Origin of the sequence: Enhygromyxa salina (assembly GCF_002994615.1) — a bacterium.
Taxonomy (GTDB): Bacteria; Myxococcota_A; Polyangia; order Nannocystales; family Nannocystaceae; genus Plesiocystis; species Plesiocystis salina_A.
In genome coordinates this window covers 1-18,678 of record NZ_PVNK01000197.1, presented here as the reverse complement: position 1 = coordinate 18,678, position 18,678 = coordinate 1, and the positions used below count along the sequence as shown (strand labels likewise).

At 70.4% G+C, this 18,678-nt stretch carries 14 protein-coding genes; 10 read left to right on the top strand and 4 right to left on the bottom strand.

The window, feature by feature from the left end; all coding sequences use genetic code 11:
* The first annotated feature begins 14 nt into the window (after window positions 1-14).
* Both ENSA5_RS38065 and thrC read left to right on the top strand, forming a co-directional pair.
* Window positions 15-167: a hypothetical protein gene (locus tag ENSA5_RS38065; RefSeq protein ID WP_181198042.1), complete on the top strand. Its 153-nt coding sequence runs from the start codon at window positions 15-17 to the stop codon at window positions 165-167.
* On the top strand, window positions 167-1,555 hold the full coding sequence (thrC, locus tag ENSA5_RS22805; protein ID WP_219906836.1) for a threonine synthase: 1,389 nt from the start codon (window positions 167-169) through the stop codon (window positions 1,553-1,555). Before ENSA5_RS38065 ends, thrC begins: the two co-directional genes overlap by 1 nt.
* Window positions 1,556-1,692: 137 nt before the next feature.
* On the opposite strand, the gene ENSA5_RS36280 is transcribed toward thrC, so the two are convergent.
* Window positions 1,693-2,061 (bottom strand): hypothetical protein, encoded by a 369-nt coding sequence (locus tag ENSA5_RS36280; protein WP_146156007.1) that lies wholly within the window; start codon window positions 2,059-2,061, stop codon window positions 1,693-1,695.
* A gap of 923 nt (window positions 2,062-2,984) precedes the next feature.
* Between ENSA5_RS36280 and ENSA5_RS22795 the strand changes: the two genes are divergently transcribed.
* Window positions 2,985-4,565 carry a PAS domain-containing hybrid sensor histidine kinase/response regulator family protein gene (locus ENSA5_RS22795; RefSeq protein ID WP_106393801.1) on the top strand — a complete coding sequence of 527 codons (1,581 nt, stop codon included), beginning with the start codon at window positions 2,985-2,987 and terminating at the stop codon, window positions 4,563-4,565.
* A gap of 71 nt (window positions 4,566-4,636) precedes the next feature.
* Here ENSA5_RS22795 and ENSA5_RS22790 read toward each other — a convergent pair whose 3' ends face one another.
* The gene (locus tag ENSA5_RS22790; RefSeq protein WP_146156006.1) at window positions 4,637-6,955 is read right to left on the bottom strand and encodes a hypothetical protein; all 2,319 of its coding nucleotides are present in this window, start codon (window positions 6,953-6,955) and stop codon (window positions 4,637-4,639) included.
* A 68-nt stretch (window positions 6,956-7,023) separates the two neighbouring features.
* Window positions 7,024-8,127, bottom strand: coding sequence for a M48 family metallopeptidase (locus ENSA5_RS22785; protein WP_106393799.1), 1,104 nt, complete (start codon window positions 8,125-8,127; stop codon window positions 7,024-7,026).
* Between the two features lie 424 nt (window positions 8,128-8,551).
* Here ENSA5_RS22785 and ENSA5_RS22780 point away from each other — a divergent pair, with 424 nt between their 5' ends.
* Genes ENSA5_RS22780 through ENSA5_RS22770 form a run of 3 tightly spaced genes read left to right on the top strand, consistent with a single transcriptional unit; the run spans window position 8,552 to window position 10,671 of the window.
* Window positions 8,552-9,247, top strand: a complete 696-nt coding sequence (locus ENSA5_RS22780; protein WP_106393798.1) for a TIGR00266 family protein — start codon at window positions 8,552-8,554, stop codon at window positions 9,245-9,247.
* Between the two features lie 12 nt (window positions 9,248-9,259).
* Window positions 9,260-9,955: a TIGR00266 family protein gene (locus tag ENSA5_RS22775; protein WP_106393797.1), complete on the top strand. Its 696-nt coding sequence runs from the start codon at window positions 9,260-9,262 to the stop codon at window positions 9,953-9,955.
* A 29-nt stretch (window positions 9,956-9,984) separates the two neighbouring features.
* Entirely contained in the window at window positions 9,985-10,671 is a 687-nt protein-coding gene (locus ENSA5_RS22770) for a TIGR00266 family protein (protein ID WP_106393796.1), read from the top strand.
* A 57-nt stretch (window positions 10,672-10,728) separates the two neighbouring features.
* Here ENSA5_RS22770 and ENSA5_RS38060 read toward each other — a convergent pair whose 3' ends face one another.
* A complete protein-coding gene (locus ENSA5_RS38060) occupies window positions 10,729-11,664 on the bottom strand; it encodes a hypothetical protein (protein WP_181198041.1) in 936 nt (311 codons plus the stop codon).
* Window positions 11,665-11,883: 219 nt separating this feature from the next.
* On the opposite strand from ENSA5_RS38060, the gene ENSA5_RS22760 reads away from it, so the two are divergent.
* The 4 genes from ENSA5_RS22760 to ENSA5_RS22745 all read left to right on the top strand — a co-directional run.
* Window positions 11,884-14,964 (top strand): AMP-binding protein, encoded by a 3,081-nt coding sequence (locus ENSA5_RS22760; protein ID WP_106393794.1) that lies wholly within the window; start codon window positions 11,884-11,886, stop codon window positions 14,962-14,964.
* A gap of 36 nt (window positions 14,965-15,000) precedes the next feature.
* Window positions 15,001-16,398, top strand: coding sequence for an exopolysaccharide biosynthesis polyprenyl glycosylphosphotransferase (locus tag ENSA5_RS22755; protein ID WP_106393793.1), 1,398 nt, complete (start codon window positions 15,001-15,003; stop codon window positions 16,396-16,398).
* Between the two features lie 108 nt (window positions 16,399-16,506).
* Window positions 16,507-16,902, top strand: coding sequence for a BlaI/MecI/CopY family transcriptional regulator (locus ENSA5_RS22750; protein WP_106393792.1), 396 nt, complete (start codon window positions 16,507-16,509; stop codon window positions 16,900-16,902).
* Window positions 16,896-18,678 (top strand): M56 family metallopeptidase (locus tag ENSA5_RS22745; protein WP_146156005.1); only part of this gene is annotated, 1,783 nt, incomplete at its 3' end. The genes ENSA5_RS22750 and ENSA5_RS22745, both read left to right, overlap by 7 nt.

Genomic DNA, 18,678 nt, shown 5'->3' with positions numbered 1-18,678 from the left:
CCCTTTCATGACCGTTGTCACGCCCGCGACCAAGAGCTTCCCGCTCGGACGACCGCCCCAGGACCGACGCGGACGCCACGGACACTGGCGGCGGCGACACGGGCACCAACGCGCCCGACGCCGGTAACGGCGACATCGACGACTGCACCTTGATGCTCAGCCCCTGATGGAGATCGGAACTGCCATGCCCTACCGCGCCTGGTTCTCCTGCGTCGCCGGCTGCCCCGGCGAGCACCCCCTGTCTCAGGTCATCTACCGCTGCCCGAGCTGCGCAGGCTTGCTCGAGGTCGTCCACGACGAGGCCGCCCTGCGCAGGCGCTCGCCGGCGGCGTGGATGCGAGTCTTCGACGAGCGCTTCTTGCGGACCAGCTGGCCCTACGGCAGCGGCGTGTGGGGCAAGAAGGAGTGGGTCCAGCCGATGATCAGCGCCGACAACGTGGTCTCGCTGTTCGAGGGCGGCAGCAACCTGTTTTGGGCCGAGCGCTACGGCGCCCAGCTCGGCGTCAGCGACCTCTGGATCAAGCAGTGCGGGACCAGCCACACCGGGTCGTTCAAGGACCTCGGCATGACCGTGCTGGTCTCGACGGTCAAGCAGATGCGCGCCGACGGGGCGCCGATCCGCGCGGTCGCCTGCGCGTCCACGGGCGACACCTCGGCCGCGCTCGCGGCCTACGGCGCCGCGGCCGGGATCCCGGTGATCGTGCTGCTCCCGGCCAACAAGATCACCGCCGCCCAGCTCGTCCAGCCGATCGCCAACGGCGCCATTGTGTGCAGCCTCGACACGGACTTCGACGGCTGCATGAAGGTCGTGCAGCGCCTGACCGACACCGATCGCGGCGACAGCGGGATCTACCTGGCCAACTCGATGAACTCGCTGCGGGTCGAGGGCCAAAAGACGATCTCGCTCGAGATCGTCCAGCAGTTCGACTGGGAGGTGCCCGACTGGGTCCTCGTGCCCGGCGGCAACCTCGGCAACGTCTCGGCGATCGCCAAGGGCTTCATGGAGATGAAGCGGCTCGGCTTGATCTCGACCCCGCCGCGCCTGGTCTGCTGCCAGGCCGAGCACGCCAACCCGCTGTTTTTGGCCTACGAGCGCGCGCGCGCGGCCGGACGCGAGATGACCCTCGACGACTTCGAGGCCGTCCGGGCCAGGCCAACGCTGGCCTCCGCGATCCAGATCGGCGACCCGGTCAGCCTGCCCAAGGCCGTCAAGGCCCTCGTCGATACCGGTGGCATCGTCCTCCAAGCCAGCGAGGCCCAGCTCGCCAACGCCAGCGCGCGGGCCGATCGCACGGGGCTGTTCACCTGCCCCCACACCGGGGTCGCGCTCGCGTGTCTCGAGCAGCTGATCGAGCGCGGGACGATCGGGGCTGAGGATCGGGTGGTCGTCGTCTCGACCGCGCACGGGCTCAAGTTCACCGAGTTCAAGGCCGGGTACCACGAGCGGCGTTTGGGCTTCGAGAGCGAGTACGCGAACACGCCGGTCTCGATTACCGGGGATCCCGAGCAGGCGATCGGGGAGCTGCATCGGCTGCTCGATCAACGTGGGGACTGAGCGCAAGTTCGTCGGACAGACACCCGCACATATGCAGGGTTTCCCAGAACATCTGCCGGGTTTCCCTACGAAACATACACATCCGCGGGTCACTACACGGCACTTCTGCAGGTTGACGAAAAACAGGTGCTGGGTGATTAGGTACGCACGTGGATCGAGATCACGCTGCGCTCGTCGACCTCGAGATCCAGCGCACGCGCAAGGTAATCCGAAGGCGTACCGTGTCCACCCGCGTCCAACCAGGCCGCGCAGGCGTCAACCAGCATGCGGCGAGCGAGACGGCGAGCGCGGGCCAGGTCGCCACCGCCACCAACGTCGTTGTGCTCGAGCTCTTCGACCACCGCTCGCCACTCTTCGAGAGCCTCGCGCGAGTGATCGACGGCGATGAAGCGCCGTGCCGCAGCGTCGGCGATGGCGATGGACGCCTCCGCATCATCGCGGAGCCCGAGCGGATCCCCCGCCTGCTTCTGCTGCAATGAGCGCCGAAGTCGGTCCAAATCCGGCATTCCTGCACGACCATAGCACCGCGGCTCACTACCGGACATGGAGGATGTGCAGCCCTGCGCCCCAAAAAAATCGGTGTCGTGCCTCGACTTGCGAGGCCCCCTCCCCGGTTGACCTCCGGACGGTTGACGTCCCGGATTGGGCGACAACACCCATGCCCAGCGACGCACCAAACACGCCACGCGCGTCCTGGTCTGCGGGGCTCGAAGCTCAGATATCTCAGCCGCGATCCGCGCTAGTGACGCAAATTCTGAGATCAGTGAAGCCGGCCCCGCGCGAGTGACGAAAATTCTCAACGATCAGAGGCCGACCATGCGTGAGTGACGCAAATTCTGAGTCTGCTAGAGCGACCCCGCGCGGGTGAGGCGAGATTTCCGCCTGTCTCCAATCGAGCGTCAAAAATGCGCACACGACTGAGGACAGACAAGATTCGAGGTCACCGAGACGGGCCAGGCCTGAGAGCGCCGAGACTTAGCGTCACCGACGGCGCGTCGACATCAGATCTCTGAGATTTCGGGTCACCCGCGCGGCGTCAGGCTGACCGATCTCAGGCGATCGAGCTCAAGCCCTTCAGCGAAGACGGCGAGGATTCAGGCAACGGCTGCTGCCCCACCATTCTCGAACGAACGACCCGATCAACGTGGACATTGAGCCGAGCACCGCGCGCGCCCAGACACCAGGGGAAGCGGCGCCCGCAACGCCGCTGACTGGAGAGCCGCCGCCCCCTTGGTCCGCTCTACGCGCTTCACCGAAGTGCCGGAGTGCCGGAGTGCATCGATGCTTCGCGCTCTCCCCAGCGAGTCGGTCGTCCAGCGTCCTGGGGCCGAACCCGGGCCCAGGCCTCGATCCGGCGCTCTTCACGGGCGCTCACACGGCGATCGCCGAGCCGGCCCGAGCGGCAACTTCAGCTAGACTGGGCACCTCCATGGTTTCGTCGAGCGACACCAAGATCGACACGGAGCAGGAGTTCCGCCTGCTCGTCCAGCATTCGCCCCATTGCATCCATCGGATCGACCTCAACGGGCGGCTGACCTCGATCAACCCCGCGGGCTTGGCGATCATGAGGGCGGGCTGCGAGGTGAAGGCGGACTGCGAAGCCGACGTCCGCGGGCTCGAATACTGCAGCCTCATATGTGAGCGCGATCGGCCGCGGATCCAGGCTCTGCTCGAGCGCGCCTTCGCGGGCGAGACCTCGCACTTCACCTTCGAGAGCACCAAGGGGAGCCACCTGTCGTCGAACTTCGTGCCTCTGCACGACGACAGCGGCGCGCTCTTCGCGGTGATGGGGCTGACCGAGGACATCACGGTCCGCGTGCGCACGGAGCAGCGCCTGCGCCAGGTCCAAAAGCTCGAAGGCCTCGGCCTCCTCGCTGGCGGCATCGCCCACGACTTCAACAACCTGCTCGTGGGGATCATGGGCCACGCGGAGCTGCTCGGCGCGTCGCGCCCCGAGAGCGCGGACGCGAGCGATATCGAGGGCATCTTGGCCGGAGCCGAGCGGGCGGCGGACTTGTGCCGGCAGCTGCTCGCCTACGCGGGCCGCACGAGCGTGGCGCTCGAAGAGCTCGACCCCCGCGAGCTCGTCGAAGAGACGGTCGCCCTGATGGCGAGTTCGACCGCCCCCGGGGTCCGGATCGAGTGCGAGCCTGCGGCCGCGCCGGTCCGGGTGACCGCCGACCCAACACAGCTCCGGCAGCTGCTGATGAACCTGCTGACCAACGCGGTCGAGGCCACCCAGGCGACCGGTGGCCGCGTGAAGTTGAGGACGCGGCCTTGCGTCGTCGAGTCCGAACCCACCACCCAACACTGGCTCGTGGGCTCGCCTCCGGCAGGGCCCTGCGTGTCCATCGAGGTCGAGGACGAGGGCAGCGGGATGGACGAGCACACCCGCGACCGCATGTTCGACCCCTTCTTCACCACCAAGCCCCACGGCCACGGCCTCGGGCTCGCGGCCGTAATCGGCATCGTCACCGGCCACGGAGGTGCGCTGTGCGTCGACTCTGCGCCCGGGAAGGGCACCTCGGTCCGGGTGATCCTTCCGGTCGCCGAGTCGGCACGAAACGCAGCGGCGGCCGAGCTCGCGCCCTCGCCTTCGAACGCACCGACATCACCGGCGACCATCGTCGTGGTCGACGACCACGCCCCCGTCCGAAACGTGCTCGCCGGGGCCCTCGAGCAAGACGCCCACACCGTCATCACCCTCGACAGCGGGCCCGCGCTCATGGACTGGCTCGACGCCAACCAGGCCCCCGAGCTGCTCTTGCTCGACTTGACGATGCCCGAGATGTCGGGACCAGCGGCGCTCGCGACCCTCTGCGAGCGCGGGGTCCAGACCCGGGTGATCGTGATGTCCGGCTTCACCAGCGACGACCTGCCCCTCGACGACCACCCACAGGTCGTGGGCTTCTTGCACAAGCCCTTCCGGATCGCAGATCTGCGCGCCACGGTCGGGGCCGCCCTGACTGCTGAGCCGGCCAAGGCGTCGCGCGAGGGCCCCTCCACCTGATCCTCGTCGGCCCGGGGCGAACTTTGCCCCGCTCACGCGTGACCACGCGCCAGGTCATGCTGCTCCCGGACCTACTCGGTCCGGGCCAGCCAGCGCCGGGCGATCAGCGGCTCGAGCTCGCGCCGACCCAGGGCCACGCACAAGCGCGCGTGAGCGATGAAGCGGCTCGGCGCCGGGACCACCCGCCACTGCCCGTCGGCGTCGATCATCGTGTGTAGAAACGACGAGCGGTTGCCGACCATCAGCTCGAGCACGCGCAGCAGCATCGCCTCGTCGGGCTCGGTCCCGGCGCGGGCGCCCGCCTCCCACAAGAACGCGGGCGCGTCGACCTTCAGGCGGTCGAGCTCCCGCGTCCAGGCCTCGTGGTCCCCGGTCGCGCGGTGGACCAGCGCGAGGTTGATGCGCGCGCCGATCCGCCGCGGCTTGAAGCGCAGGGCGATCTCGAGGTCGTCGCGGGCCCCGTCCCAGTCTTCGAGCTTGCGCTTGCGCTCGCCCCGGTACACGTGGGTCGTCGCGGTCTCGAGCTCGCCAAAGCGGACCGCGCCCTCGCGGGTCCAGTGATCGGCCTGGTCGGCGTCGCCGATCAGATCGTAGGCCGCCGCCCGACCGACGTAGGACCAGCGCGTCGGCGCCCGGCGATCGGCGTCGTCGAAGCGCGCGAGGGCGTCGTCGTAGCGGCCCAGCCAGATCAGCAGCTCGCCCTGGTAGGTGCACGGATGCGGCGAGCTCGGGTACTCGGCGTCGACGGCGGCGAAGCCCGCGATGACCTCGTCGGGCGCCGCGGTCCGGATCCGGACGAGGTTGTCGACCGCGGCCTCGCGACCCGAGCGACGGACCTCGACGGGCTCGAGCCGCGCCCGCCCCTCGGCGTCGCGCCGGCACCAGGTCGGGTGCGGGCCCCGGTTGCCGCCCATGTCGTCGAGGATGCCCCGCACCAGCGCGCGGACCCGGCTCGGATCGTCGAGCGCGGCCGCGAGCGCCTCGGGTCCGCACAGCGAGGGCAGCACGTCGGGCACGAGGGCGTCGAGAAAGGTCCGCGACGCCATCGACTGGCCGAGCTCGGCGGGCGAGTGCGTGGTCGCGAGGACCAGGAGCTTGAGCAGGTACGCGACCAGCGTGTTCTCGAGGATGATGTGGTCGTCGACGCACGCGAGCGCCTGCTCGGCCTCGCCGCGGGCGAGGTGGGCCTCGGCCTGCCACAAGAGCAGCTCGAGGCGGTCCGAGCCCTGGACCTCGGAGGCCGCGAAGATCGCCAGCGCGTCGTCGGGCCGGCCCTCGAGCACCGCGAGCGCGCCCTCGATCAGCGCGGCCCGAGGATCGCGACCGAGCGGCGCGAGCCGGGCCCGAGCGGCGTCACACTCTGCCCGCCACAGGTGCAGCTTCGCCGCGCGCAGGGCCAGCTCCGCCGGGGGGTCGTCGAGCTCGTCGAGCAGCTCCGAGATGACCTCGAGCATGTCGTCGTGGCGCCCGGCCGCGGCGAGGATCTTCACGACCTCGCGCACGAAGGAGATCCGCTCGGACCGCGAGCCGCCCGGGTCGGGCCGGGGGACCGGCTGACCCGCAGGAAAGTCCCCGCGCGCGCGGGCGTGTCGGAGCCGATCCCAGCTTCGGTCACGCAGGGCCATGACCCGCTCGTGGGCCGCGACCGCGGCCGGGAGATCGTCGAGGCTCTCGTAGGCCCGGGCGAGGGCGAGCCAGTCCTCAGCCTCGCGCGCCGCGGCCTCGGCCTCACGCGCCGCACAGACCGCCGCGTCCCGACGGCCGAGCAAGCCGAGCGCGAGCACGTCGAGGTGACGCTCGATGAAGCTCGGCGCGGCCTTTGGCTTGGCCAGCGCCTCCCAGTCGGTCAGCGCGCCGATGACCTCGCCGCGGGCGAAGCGATAGGTGATCAAGGCGGCTCGGATCGCCCGGGGGAGCTCGAGCTCGAACGCCGCCGCGGGCAGCTCGGGGACCTGGCGGGAGGGATCGCGCTCGCGCTCGGGCCAGGCTCGCCAGGCGCTGACCAGGGTCGCTAGCTCGCCCTCGAAGCGCGCCACCTCGGGCTCGGGCTCGGGCTCGGACCCCTCCTCCGCCACGGCTGCGGCGAGGCTCGCGAGGGCCCGCAACCATCCGCGCAGCTGCGGCGCCCGGAGGAGTTGACTCGCCAGCGCGCGCACGAAGCTGCCGCCCGCGCGGGCCGGGATCCGCCGATCCAGGATCGAGATCGCCAGCGGCCCGGGCCCGCGATCTTCGACGAGCACGGGGATCCGCGCCCGGTCCGAGCGCAGCGCCAGGGTCACGCCGCCCCCACGCCACAGCGCCGCCGCTTCGACCACCCAGGGCGAGACCGACTCGCGGAGCCAGGCGGGCACGTCGATCTCGAGCAGCTGCTGTTGCGGTCGTCGCGGCAAGCGGGGAGCCGTCTGTGTGATCGGGGGTTCGGTCATCGCTCGCTCGGCACGGGGGCGACGGCGGCTGACTACTCCCCCGCTTGGGTGCCCTCTGCCTTGACGCCGCCGGGCTCATCCGAGCCGTGGCAGCGCAGATCGGCCGGCGGGTCAGGGAGATCTCGCGTCGCGTGGAAGTTCGCCGCGATCTCACGTGTGGTCTCGGCCCGCTCGCCCGGGTCGGGGTGGGTCGAGACCAGCGCGAAGCCCTTGCGCATGCCCTCGGGCATGGCCTCGTACTCCTCCTCGAGGCGCTCGAAGAAGGTCGCCATGCCGATCGGATCGATCCCGGCGGCCATCAGCAGCTCGCGGCCGCCCTCGTCGGCGTCGCGCTCTTGGTCCCGGCTGTGGGCCTGGCTGGCCAGCCCCTCAGCCGCGAAGGCCAGGCTCTCGAACCCGGTTCCGCCGAACACCAGCGAGACCACGGCGACCGCTCCGGCCCGGCGCAATACCGCCCGCATGCCGTGGCGATGGGTGACGTGGGTCAGCTCATGCGCGAGCACGGCCGCGACCTCTTCGCCGTTCTCGGCCGCCTCGAGCAGGCCCATGTTCACGGTCACGAACCCGCCCGGGAGCGCGAAGGCGTTGATCTCTTCGGACTCGACGACCACGAACTGAAACTCGAACTCGCTGTCGGCCGCCTCGGTCAGCGGTTGGGCGAGCTCCTCGACGTAAGCCAGCGGACCCGGATCGGTGCAGCGCGACGCGGCCGGAGCGACCTGCTCCCAGCTCTCTTCGCCGATCGCGACGTCGATCTCGGTGGGCACGAAGCGAACCATCCGCGGCGGGAGCACCCAGGCGATCAGCCACAGGAACACACCGAGGCCCAGGACCGCCAAAATGCCGTTTCGCCACAGCTTCTTGGAGTGCTTCTCGTCGCCAAAGGCACCTTGGGCCTGGACGCGAGGGGCGGGGGGCGGCGGGGGCGGAGGGGTGTAATTGCTGCCACCACCGTCCCCGCTCGAAAAACTCGGGGCCGGGGGCTGACCGTAGGCCGACTGCTGACCGTAGGCCGGCTGCTGACCGTAAGCCGGCTGCTGACCGTAGGCCGGCTGCTGCCCGTAGGCCGGCTGCTGCCCGTAGGCCGGCTGCTGCCCGTAGGCCGGCTGCTGACCGGGATAGGGCTGACCGGGCATCGGCGCGTGCCCGCTCGCCGGGCCCTGCGGTGCCGCCGAGGGAGCCCCGTGGACCGTAGGCGGTGGGTGGCCTGCGTCGGGGCCGTTGGGGCCCACATAGCCCCCCGCCGACGGACTGGGCCTGTAGTCAGGGCTCGCGGGCGCGGGATGTCCTGCCTCCCGTCCCTGCGGGTAGGGATTGGAAGGATTCCACGCGTCCGGGGAGCCGTGAGCCGATCCCGGGCGCGTGGGGTCACTCGGATGTCCTGGTGAACCCACTTGCGGCAGCCCCCACCAATATCCGATTGTTTGGCCCGTCTCGCAAGCCGCCGCGAGCCTCGCTGGCGGCCGCGCTTCCCTTTCCACTCCGATCCCTCATCCGCACGCGATCCCGCGCCATCCCGCGCCACGCTTCGCGCCATCTCGCGCACAACACGGAAAGCTCATGCAGCACCAAATCGAATTCGGGCCGTCCTTCGCCTGGCTGAAGGTCCAACTCGCCCCCAATGAAATGATCCAGGCCGAGGCCGGCGCGATGGTCCGCCAGACCCCGGGCCTCCAGATGGACACCCGCCTCAACGCCGGCCGCAACGCCGGATTCTTCGCCAAGGTCAAGGCCTTCTTCGCGGCCATCGCCCGCAAGTTCCTCGGCGGCGAGACCATGTTCGTCAACGACTTCCACGGCCCCCAAGGGGGCGAGGTGGTGCTCGCGCCGTCGCTGTCTGGCCACATCATGCACCAGCAGCTCGACGGCAACCGCACCGTGTTCATCCAGGCGAGCGCGTACCTCGCCAGCACCGGCAGCGTCGACACCAAGCTGCGCTTCGGCGGGCTCAAGTCGATGTTCGGTGGCGAGGGCCTCGTGCTGCAAGAGTGCAAGGGAACGGGCGACGTCTTCATCAACAGCTACGGCGGGATCACCGAGGTCCCGGTCAACGGCACCTTCGTCGTCGACACCGGCCACATCGTCGCGTTCGACGGCAACATGAACTTCAAGCTCAAGGGCGTGTCCGGCGGCCTGAAGTCGTTCTTCTTCTCTGGTGAGGGGCTCGTGTGCGAGTTCAGCGGTCAAGGTCGGGTCTGGATCCAGTCCCGCAACCTCGGCGCCCTCGTCGGCTGGCTCTCCCCCCACCTGCGCTAACGGAGCACGAGCATGGAATTCCAAATTCTCTACCGGCCGGCTCACACGCTGGCGATGTGCAACCTCAACCCCAACGAGTCCGTCCGCGCCGAGTCCGGCGCGATGGTCTCGATGACCCGCAACATCAACGTGGTGGCCGCGGCCAAGAACCCCAACGAGGGCGGGCTCAAGCGCCTGTTCAAGGGGCTCAAGCGGATGGCGCTCGGGGGCGAGTCCTTCTTCACCAACACCTACACCGCCATGAACCAGCCCGGGCACGTGTCCTTCGCGCCCTCGCTGACCGGCGACATGGTCGTCCACCACTGCCAGGGCGAGCAGCTGATCATCCAGGGCAGCAGCTACGTCGCCGCGCCCGACAGCGTCGCGATCGACACCTCCTTCCAGGGCTTCAAGGGCTTCTTCTCGGGCGAGTCGCTGTTCTTCCTGACCGCGACCGGCCACGGCCCGGTGCTCATGAACGCCTTCGGCGCGATCGAGACCATCGACCTCAACGGCGAGATGATCGTCGACACTGGCCACATCGTGGCCTTCACCGCGGGCATTCAGTACTCGGTCGTCAAGGCGTCCAAGGGCTGGATCTCGAGCTTCTTGTCGGGCGAGGGCCTGGTCCTGCGCATGCAGGGTCAGGGCCGCATGTACGTCCAGAGCCGCAACCCCAACGAGTACGGCGCGTCGGTCGGCGCGATGCTGCCGCCGCGCGAGAACTGAGCGCCCGAGGCTGAAAGGACGAACGAGCCATGCAACACCAGCTCATTGATACGCCCGACTTCGGGATGCTCCAGGTGACCTTCGATCAAGCCGGCGAGGTCATCGTCGCCGAGTCCGGGGCGATGGTCGCCATGGACACCGGCATCGACATGAAGACCAGCATGCGCGGCGGCCTCCTGGCCGCGGCCAAGCGCAAGCTGCTCGGCGGCGAGTCGCTGTTCCAAAACACCTTCACCGCCGGGGGCCCGGGCCAGCGCCTGTACCTCGCGCCCGCCCCCGAGGGCGACCTCCGGGCCATGAACCTCCAGGCCGGTCAGAGCTTCTTCCTCCAAAGTGGCGCCTACGTGGCCCACGTCGGAGACCAGCTCAACCTCGACACCAAGTTCGGCGGCCTCAAGGGCTTCTTCGGCGGCGCGGGCTTCTTCATGCTCAAGGTCACCGGGCCCGGGACCGTGTACTACTGCGCCTACGGGGCGCTGCACGAGATCGACTGCCCGCCCGAGGGCTACACCGTCGACAACGACCACCTCGTCGGCTTCACCGAGGGCTTGCAGTTCAACGTCCGCAAGTTCGGTGGCTTCCGCGGGCTGTTCTTCTCGGGTGAGGGCCTGGTCTGCGACTTCTCCGGCCAGGGGAAGATCTACTTGCAGACCCGCAACGCTGGCGCCCTCGCGGCCTTCCTGCACCCCTTCCGTCCGGTCAAAGCCAAGAGCTGAGCCCCTCGGAGCGAGGGAAAAGAGCCGCCTCCGGGCGGCTTTTTTTGTGCTTGGGCGTCAGTCTCGAGACCGGCGCTCGGCCTCGGCCCGGGCGGCGCGGAGCCGGGCCTGGACCTGCGCGAGCTTGGCCTGGATCTCCGAGCTGGTCTTGAAGATCGCGTCGCGCGAGCGCGAGGCGTCTTGGACCAGGGTCGACTGCTTGTCGCCGGACGAGTCGGGCGCCGCCGGACGCGAAGCCGCGGGCGAGCGCGGAGCGTCGCGCGGGCGCGCCTCGTCACGCGGGCGTGACTCGCGGGCTTCGAAGGTCGAGCCGTTCACGGACGGGCGCCTGGCAGCGGCGGCCACGCTGCTCGAACGCGGCGCGACCGGGGCCTGGCCCGCCCTGGCGGTCGGACGTGGCCCAGCCGAGGCAGCCGGCGCGTCCCCGCTGCCGGAACCGTCCCCGCTGCCGGAACCGTGCCCGCTGCCGGAACCGTCCCCGCTGCCGGAACCGTGCCCGCTGACGGAACCGTGCCCGCTGACGGAACCATGCCCGCTGACGGAACCGTGCCCGCTGACGGAACCGTGCCCGCTGACGGAACCGTGGTAGTCACGCAGCGCGAACAGGGCGGGCTTGGCCGCCTGGCGCGTCTCTCGATCGAGACCCCCGAACATGAAGGCATCGTAGAGATCATCCCAGCGGAACGATTTGATGTTGACGCCGAGCCACTCCGCTTTTTTGGCCAGCGCAGCGTTTTGCCGGTCCTCGGTGAGCGAGACCACCGCGAGCCCCCGGGCCTTCATCCGCTGGGTCGCGGCCCGCCACTGACCAGTCGTTGGTTGGGTCGGGCCCCAGGCAGCGAGGATCATGGCCTTGGCCGAGTCGACCGCGGCCAGCCACTCGTCCCAGAGCTCGTCGTCGAAGCTCTTGTCGGCCTCCATGTACACAACCAGGATCTCACCCAGCCAGACCCAGCGAAGCTCCCGCCGGCCCTCGTATGCCCCTGGTGGCATGTGAAATACGATACTCGCATTTACGGCGTTTTCTAGCCGCGGATGCACGCTCGAGTGAGGGTTTTCGAGCACTGTAGCGATTGCACTGTAGCGTTTCGGGGCAACTCACGGGCCGGTCCGCGCCTCCCCGACTCACCACGCGCGAGGCGCGGGCGCGCAGCGTCGGATACCCTGCCCACGCGCATGGCCAAAGCCAAGGCGAGATCTCCATTCGGTCGCGTGCGCTCACGCGTCCGCAGCAGCGTCCGACGACTCCAGGCCTCGGCGAGCAACGCCAAGGAGCTCGTCGAGTTCGGCCGCCTCGGCGATCCTTGGGGGTCGCCCTACGAGGTCGTGCACGAGAGCCGCCACTATCGACTGCGGCGCTACGCGAGCCCCGACTCGAGCGCGCCGAGCTCAACGCCCGACCACGCCCGGCCCGGCGCGGTCCTGTTGGTGCCGCCGCTGATGGTCACCTCCGAGGTCTACGACGTGTCCCCCGACACCTCCGCCGTCGGCGCCCTGACCGACGCCGGCCTCGACGTGTGGCTGGTCGACTACGGCGCGCCCGAGCGCGAGGCGGGGGGCCTCGAGCGGACCCTCGACGACCACGTGCTCGCGATCGACGACTCGATCGCGCGGATCGTCAGCTCGACCGGGCGGCCGGTCCACCTCGTCGGCTACTCGCAGGGGGGGATGTTCTGCTACCAGGCCGCGGCCTATCGGCGCTGCGAGGGCATCGCCTCCCTCGTGACCTTTGGCAGCCCGGTCGACATCCACAGCAACCTCCCGGCGGTCGACGCGGAGCTCGGCGGCCGCCTGATCGGGGCCGCTCGGCGCGCGGTGGCCAAGCCGCTCGCGCAGCTCGACGGGCTCCCGGGCGTGCTGACCTCGACCGGGTTCAAGGTCCTGTCGCTGCGCAAGGAGCTCCAGCAGATCAGCGAGTTCTTGGCCAAGCTCCACGACCGCGACGCGCTGATCAAGCGCGAGAGTCGCCGACGCTTCCTCGGGGGTGAGGGCTTCGTCGCGTGGCCGGGCCCTGCGCTGCGAACCTTCGTCGACGAGTTCATCGTCGCCAACCGGATGAGCGCGGGCGGCTTCGTGATCGCCGGGCGGACCGCGAGCCTCGCCGAGCTCGACGTCCCGATCTTGTGCTTCTACGGCGAGCGCGACGAGCTCGCCCGGGCGGCCTCGGTCCGCGCGATCGTCGACGCCGCGCCCGCGGCCGAGGTCGACCAGATCGCGCTCCCGGCCGGACACTTCGGGCTCGTCGTCGGCTCGACCGCGATGCGCTCGAGCTGGCCGACCGTCGCCGAGTGGGTGATGTGGCGCGACTGCGCGGGCCCGCGGCCGGGCCTGCTCGAAGACGACAGCAGCGGCTACGACGAGATCGAGGCCTTCGAGGTCGAGGCCGAGTTCGAGCCGATCATCGGCGTGATGGGCGACGTCGTCGGCTCGGTCGTCGGCGCGGTCAAGGACGCCGTCGAGCTCGGCAGCCGCGAGCTCGGCGACACCCTCGACGACATGCGCTACCAGCTCCCGCGCCTGCGCACGCTCGAGCGCCTCGACGGCCAGACCCGCGTGAACCTCGGCCTCGAGCTGTCCGATCGCGCGGCCCGGCACCCCGATCGAACCTTCTTCTTGTGGCAGGGGCGCGCGTTCTCCTACGCCGAGGCCGACCGCCGCGTCGACGCGATCGTCCGCGGGCTGATCGACCGGGGCGTCGAGCTCGGCATGCGCGTGGGCGTGCTGATGGACGGGCGCCCGACCTACCTCTCGGTCGTCGCTGCGCTCAACCGCCTCGGCGCCGTCGCGGTCCTGTTCAAGCCGCGCACGGCCGACGCCCGCGGGCGCGGCGACGGCCCCAGCCGGCTCGAGACCCTCAGCGCAGCGATCGCCGCGACCGAGCTCGTCGCGCTGATCGCCGATCCCCCCAACGCCGCCGACGCGGTGAGCTGCTGGCGCGGCCGGCCCCCGCCGGTCATGCACGAGCAGGTCCTGGTCCTCGGCGGCGGACATCCGCGGCGCTCGCTGCCCGAGGGCACCTTCGACATGGAGACGATCGCCCCCGAGCTCGTCGAGCTGCCGGACTGGTACGTGCCCAACCCCGGCCGGGCAGCGGACATCGCGATGACGATCGTGACCACGCGGCCGTGGGCGGCCCCGCGCGAGGCCAACATCAGCAACGGTCGCTGGGCGGTGTCGGCCTACGGCGCCGCGGCGACCTGCCTGCTCTCGAGCCGCGACACCGTCTACTGCGTGCTGCCCCTGCACCACCCCGCGGGCATGCTCGTGGCCGTCGGCGGGGCGCTGGTCGGGCGCGCGCGCCTGGCCCTCGCCCGGGACTTTGACGCCGAGCGCTTCTGGTCCGAGGTCCGCCGCTACGGAGCCACGGTCGTGTTCTACGCCGGGGAGATGTGCCGGGCGCTGGTCCAGGCCCCGCGCTCGGCGTCCGAGGGCAACCACTCGCTGCGCATGCTCGCCGGCTCGGGCATGCGCGCGCCGCTGTGGCGCGAGCTCGTCGAGCGCTTCGGGCCGATCGAGCTGCGCGAGTTCTACGCCTCGACCGAGGGCAACCTCGTGCTCGCCAACATCACGGGCAAGCGCGGCGCGCTCGGGCGCCCGCTGCCCGGCTCCAACGAGCTCGCGGTCGTCGCCTACGACTTCGAAGCTGGCGACTTCGTCCGCGACGCCTCGGGCCACGCGCGGCGCTGCCGGGTCGACGAGGCCGGGCTCCTGATCGCCAAGGTCGGACCCACGCACCCGCGCCACGGCCACGAGGGCGAGGCGGGGACCGACGCAGTCGCGAGCTTCAGGCGCGACGTGTTTGGCGGCCCCCACACATGGTTCGTGACCGGCGACATCGTCCGGCGCGACGCCGAGGGCGACTTTTGGTACGTCGACCGAACCAGCCACCTGATCCGTGGGCCCCACGGCTGGGTCGCGAGCCGACAGATCGAGGACGCGCTCTACGAGGTCCCCGGGCTCGAGCTCGTGGTCGTCTACGGGCTCGCGCGCGCGCGCCTCGACCCGGCCCTGCTCGCCCGGGTCAGCGCGCAGGGTTCGGCCGAGCTCGTCGTCGCGACCGTGGTCGTCAGCGAGCCCGCGCGCTTCGACGCCGACCCCCTCGCCGCCCGCGTCGCCAAGCTGCGGCCCGAGCAACGCCCGAGCTTCGTCCGCCTCCGGACCACGGTCGCGCTGACCGACGGCTTCCGACCGCTCAAGACCCCGCTCGTGAGCGCAGGCCTCGACCTCGACGATCCCGCGCTGCTCGTGTGGGACCCCGAGCAGGCCCGCTATCGCCGGCTCGGGTCAGCGTAGCGGCCGCGAGACCGTCGTATACTCGCGCCGCCCTCCATGCCCACGGTCCTCGTGTTTCTGATCGATCTGCTGCTCACGGCCCTCGCCGTCGAGACCGCGGGTTGGATCGTCCGCCTGGGCTTTCACCCCGACGCGACCCTGGGCCTCGCGGGTACGACCGTGGCCGCGAGCGCCGCGACCTTCGCCGCTGCGCTGGGCGCCTACCTGACCGGCCTCCACGCGCCCTCGCTGCTGCTGCAGACCAAGCAGGTCGTCGCCCGGGTCGCGCTCGTGAGCGTCGGCGCCGTGCTCGCGACCTTGGTCGTCGCGTACTTCATCTGGTACCAGCCGATCGGTCGCACGGGGCTCGTGCTGATCGGGACGCTGACCTTCATCTTGCTGCTGTGTTGGCGCCTGCTCTACGGCCGCTTCATCGCCAAGGGCCCGCGGATCTCGATGGTCATGCTCGGGACCGGGCCGGTCGAGCGTCGCTTCGCCGCGCGGCTCAACACCCTGGGCCACACGCGCTACGCGGTCCGGGGCTTCATCGAGGGCGGCGAGATCACGACCGAGCTACCCAAGCAGAGCGTGGTCCTAGGCGTCCCGGTGCCCGAGGACGTCGAGGACCCGCCGGTCCTCGGACCGCTCGACGACGTCGTCGAGCTGTGTCAGGAGGCCGAGATCACCCACGCCGTCATCGTCGGCGTCTCGGGCCTCAGCGACGCCCAGGTCCGCGCGATGTCGCTGCTCCAGGCCCACGGGGTTCGGGTCCACACGGCCGGGAACATCTGGATGAACGTGGCCCTGCAGGTCCCGATCGACCTGGTCGACGCGCGCTGGGTGCTCAACACCTTCGAGCAGCTCGATCGACCGGCCGTGCTCGCGGCCAAGCGCCTGGTCGATCTCTCGGTCTCGGCGATCGGGCTGCTGGTGTTCGCGGCGATGTTTCCGCTGTTGTGGGTGGTCCAGCGCCTCGACTCGCCAGGCCCGTTTTTTTATAGCCAGGACCGGGTTGGGGTCGCGGGGCGGGTGTTTCGTGTCCACAAGGTCCGGACCATGCGCGTGGCCGAGCGCGAGCAGCAGCGCTGGGCGAGCGAGAGCGATGACCGGACCACGCGCTTTAGTCGGCTGCTGCGGCGGCTGCGGATCGATGAATTTCCGCAGTTTTGGAACGTCGTGCGGGGCGACATGTCGCTCGTTGGACCGCGGCCGGAGCAGCCCAAGATTGTCGATGAATTGGAGCGGGACATTCCCTATTTTGGCTATCGACACCTGGTCAAACCGGGGATCACGGGCTGGGCACAGATCCATCAGGGCTACGCGGCTTCGGTCGATGAGTCGGCGGTCAAGCTCTCTTATGATCTGTATTATGTGGGGCGGCTGAGCGTCTTGATGGACCTCGACATCATGCTGCGGACGGCCTTCGTGATGCTCGCGCGCATCGGCAGCCGCTAGCAGCCCGGGGCGCTGGCTCCGCGCGTCCGAGGCACCGCCCCCCTTTGCGCCAGCAATAACTACAACCGTAGTTGACACGTCCACAGGCGTAGTACTACACATGTCGTCGTGGAACAGCTCAGCGAAGTTCAGCTCGCGTTCATGCGCGCGCTGTGGGCCCAACCGGGCTCGGGTGTCACGCAGGTCAAGGCCTACCTGAGCGCCGAGGGGCGCGAGCTCGCCCCGACCACCGTGGCGACCCAGCTCAGCCGGCTGGAGAAGAAGGGCCTGATCACCCACGACGTGGACGGCCGCCAGTTCCTGTACCGCGCCCGCGTGTCCGAGGCGCAGGTCCAGCGCTCGGTCCTCAGCCGCGTGACCGAGGGCCTGTTCGGCGGAGACGTGACCGCGCTGGTCCACCAGCTGCTCGATCACGAACAAGTGAGCGCCGCGGAGCTCGCCGACGTCAAGCGCATGATCGAAGCCCGAGAAGCCCGAGAAGCCAAGGAGCGCAAGCCATGTTGACCCTGGACCTCGCCGAGCCCATCGCAGCCGCGTCGAGCTGGATGCTCACCTACCTGATCCACAGCACGATCCTGATCCTCGCCGTGTGGCTGATCTGCCGCGGGATCCGCCCGCTGGCCAAGCGCATCGGCCCCGGCGGCGAGAACCTCGGCTGGAAGCTGGCGCTGCTCGGCGGGTTCGTGACCGCGACGGTCCAGGTCGCGGCTGGCGTGACCCCGGCCCTCGGCGCCCTCGAGCTCGAGACCGGGCCGAAGCTCGTCGAGCAGCAGCGGGTCGAGTCACAGCCCGAGCTCGCCCCGGCCCCGGCCCGCCGCGTCGTGATCCGCCAAGACGGCGAGGCCGTCACGCTCGGCGCCAGCCCAGCGCCGGCCGCCAGCGTCGGCCCGAGCGGAGCCGAGGTCGCGGCGGCGCCCGTCAACAGCCCCGCCCCGCTGTGGCCCAAGCTCCTGCTCGTGGCCTGGATGATCGGCGCGCTCGTGGCCCTGGTCCGGCTCGCGCTGTCCGTCCGCACGCTCCGGCGCCGACTCGCCGAGCGCAGCGAGGTCCTCGAGGATCCGGTCCTCGAGTCCTTCTTGACCCTGTGTCGTGACACCGAGATCAACCGCAAGATCCGCCTGACCCAGTCGGCCAACATCGGCTCCCCGATCGCCCTGTGGCGGGCCGAGATCGTGGTCCCGCAGCGGGCCGTCGAGGAGCTCTCGCCCGCGGCGATGCGCGCGGTCCTCGGCCACGAGCTCGCGCACCTCCAGCGCCGCGATCCTCACTGGCTCGCGATCGCGGCGGTGATCGAGTCCCTGTTCTTCTTCCAGCCGCTCAACCGCCTCGCCCGTCGCGGCATGCAGGAGTCGGCCGAGCTCCTGTGCGACGACTGGGCGATCGCCCAGACCGGCGACGGCGTCCAGTTCGCCAAGTCGCTGGCCGAGGTCGCAACCTGGACCAAGGCCAGGGGCTCGTCGCTGCTGCTCGCGGGCATGGTCAGCAGCCAGCGCCCGCTCGTCCGTCGGGTTCGGCGGGCCCTCGACGGGGATCCGCTCCGCTTCGAGCAAAACGAGGGCGCCCGGGCGACGCGGATGCTGGTCGGGCTCGCGACCCTCTCGGCGCTGATCATGGTCGCGCCCGGTGCCGTCGACGCGAGCCCGCCGCAGCAGCCGCCCGCGCCCGACCCGACCCGCCCCGATCTCCGGGCCAGCGCTGCCAGCGATGCCCACGAGGCCCGCGAGCAGGCCGAGCGCGAAGCGATCGCCGCCGCAGCCCGCGCCCGCGAAGCCCGCGAGGTCGCCGAGCGAGCCGAGCAGGCCGCCCGTGAAGCCGAGCGTGCAGCCCGCGAAGCCGAGGCCCAGGCCCGCGGCCGCCAGCACCTCACGATCCGCGACGGCGACGACTACCTGATCATCGACGAGCGAGGCGTGCGCTTGCGCAGCCCAGACGCCAACATCGAGATCCTCGACGGCGCCAACCCACGCATGCGCGTGCGCGTCCATGAAGACGATCTCAACATCGATCTCGACCTCGACCTCGACACCCTCGAGAGCATGGCCGGCATCATCGCGGGCGAGCTGTTCGGCGAAGAGCTCGCCCCGGGCCCCCAGGGCTTCGACGGCGGGTGGGGCAGCGGCTGGGATGTGTGGGGCGACGCCCTGGGCGGTCAGCTCGATCCCGAGGCGCTCGAGCGCGAGCTCGAAGCGGCCAGGCGCGAGCTCGAGGAGCAGGCCCGGGAGCTCGAGCGGGGTCTGCGAGAGCAGCGGCGCAACCCTCGGTCTGTGGCTCCCCCATCAC

Excerpts from the sequence above, each read along its gene's own strand:
- thrC (WP_219906836.1), top strand. The coding sequence starts at position 167 with ATGGAGATCGGAACTGCCATGCCCTACCGCGCCTGGTTCTCCTGCGTC.
- ENSA5_RS22795 (WP_106393801.1), top strand. The coding sequence starts at position 2,985 with ATGGTTTCGTCGAGCGACACCAAGATCGACACGGAGCAGGAGTTCCGC.
- ENSA5_RS22755 (WP_106393793.1), top strand. The coding sequence starts at position 15,001 with ATGCCCACGGTCCTCGTGTTTCTGATCGATCTGCTGCTCACGGCCCTC.
- ENSA5_RS22775 (WP_106393797.1), top strand. The coding sequence starts at position 9,260 with ATGGAATTCCAAATTCTCTACCGGCCGGCTCACACGCTGGCGATGTGC.
- ENSA5_RS38060 (WP_181198041.1), bottom strand. The coding sequence starts at position 11,664 with ATGCCACCAGGGGCATACGAGGGCCGGCGGGAGCTTCGCTGGGTCTGG.
- ENSA5_RS36280 (WP_146156007.1), bottom strand. The coding sequence starts at position 2,061 with ATGCCGGATTTGGACCGACTTCGGCGCTCATTGCAGCAGAAGCAGGCG.
- ENSA5_RS22785 (WP_106393799.1), bottom strand. The coding sequence starts at position 8,127 with ATGCCCGGTCAGCCCTATCCCGGTCAGCAGCCGGCCTACGGGCAGCAG.
- ENSA5_RS22780 (WP_106393798.1), top strand. The coding sequence starts at position 8,552 with ATGCAGCACCAAATCGAATTCGGGCCGTCCTTCGCCTGGCTGAAGGTC.
- ENSA5_RS22770 (WP_106393796.1), top strand. The coding sequence starts at position 9,985 with ATGCAACACCAGCTCATTGATACGCCCGACTTCGGGATGCTCCAGGTG.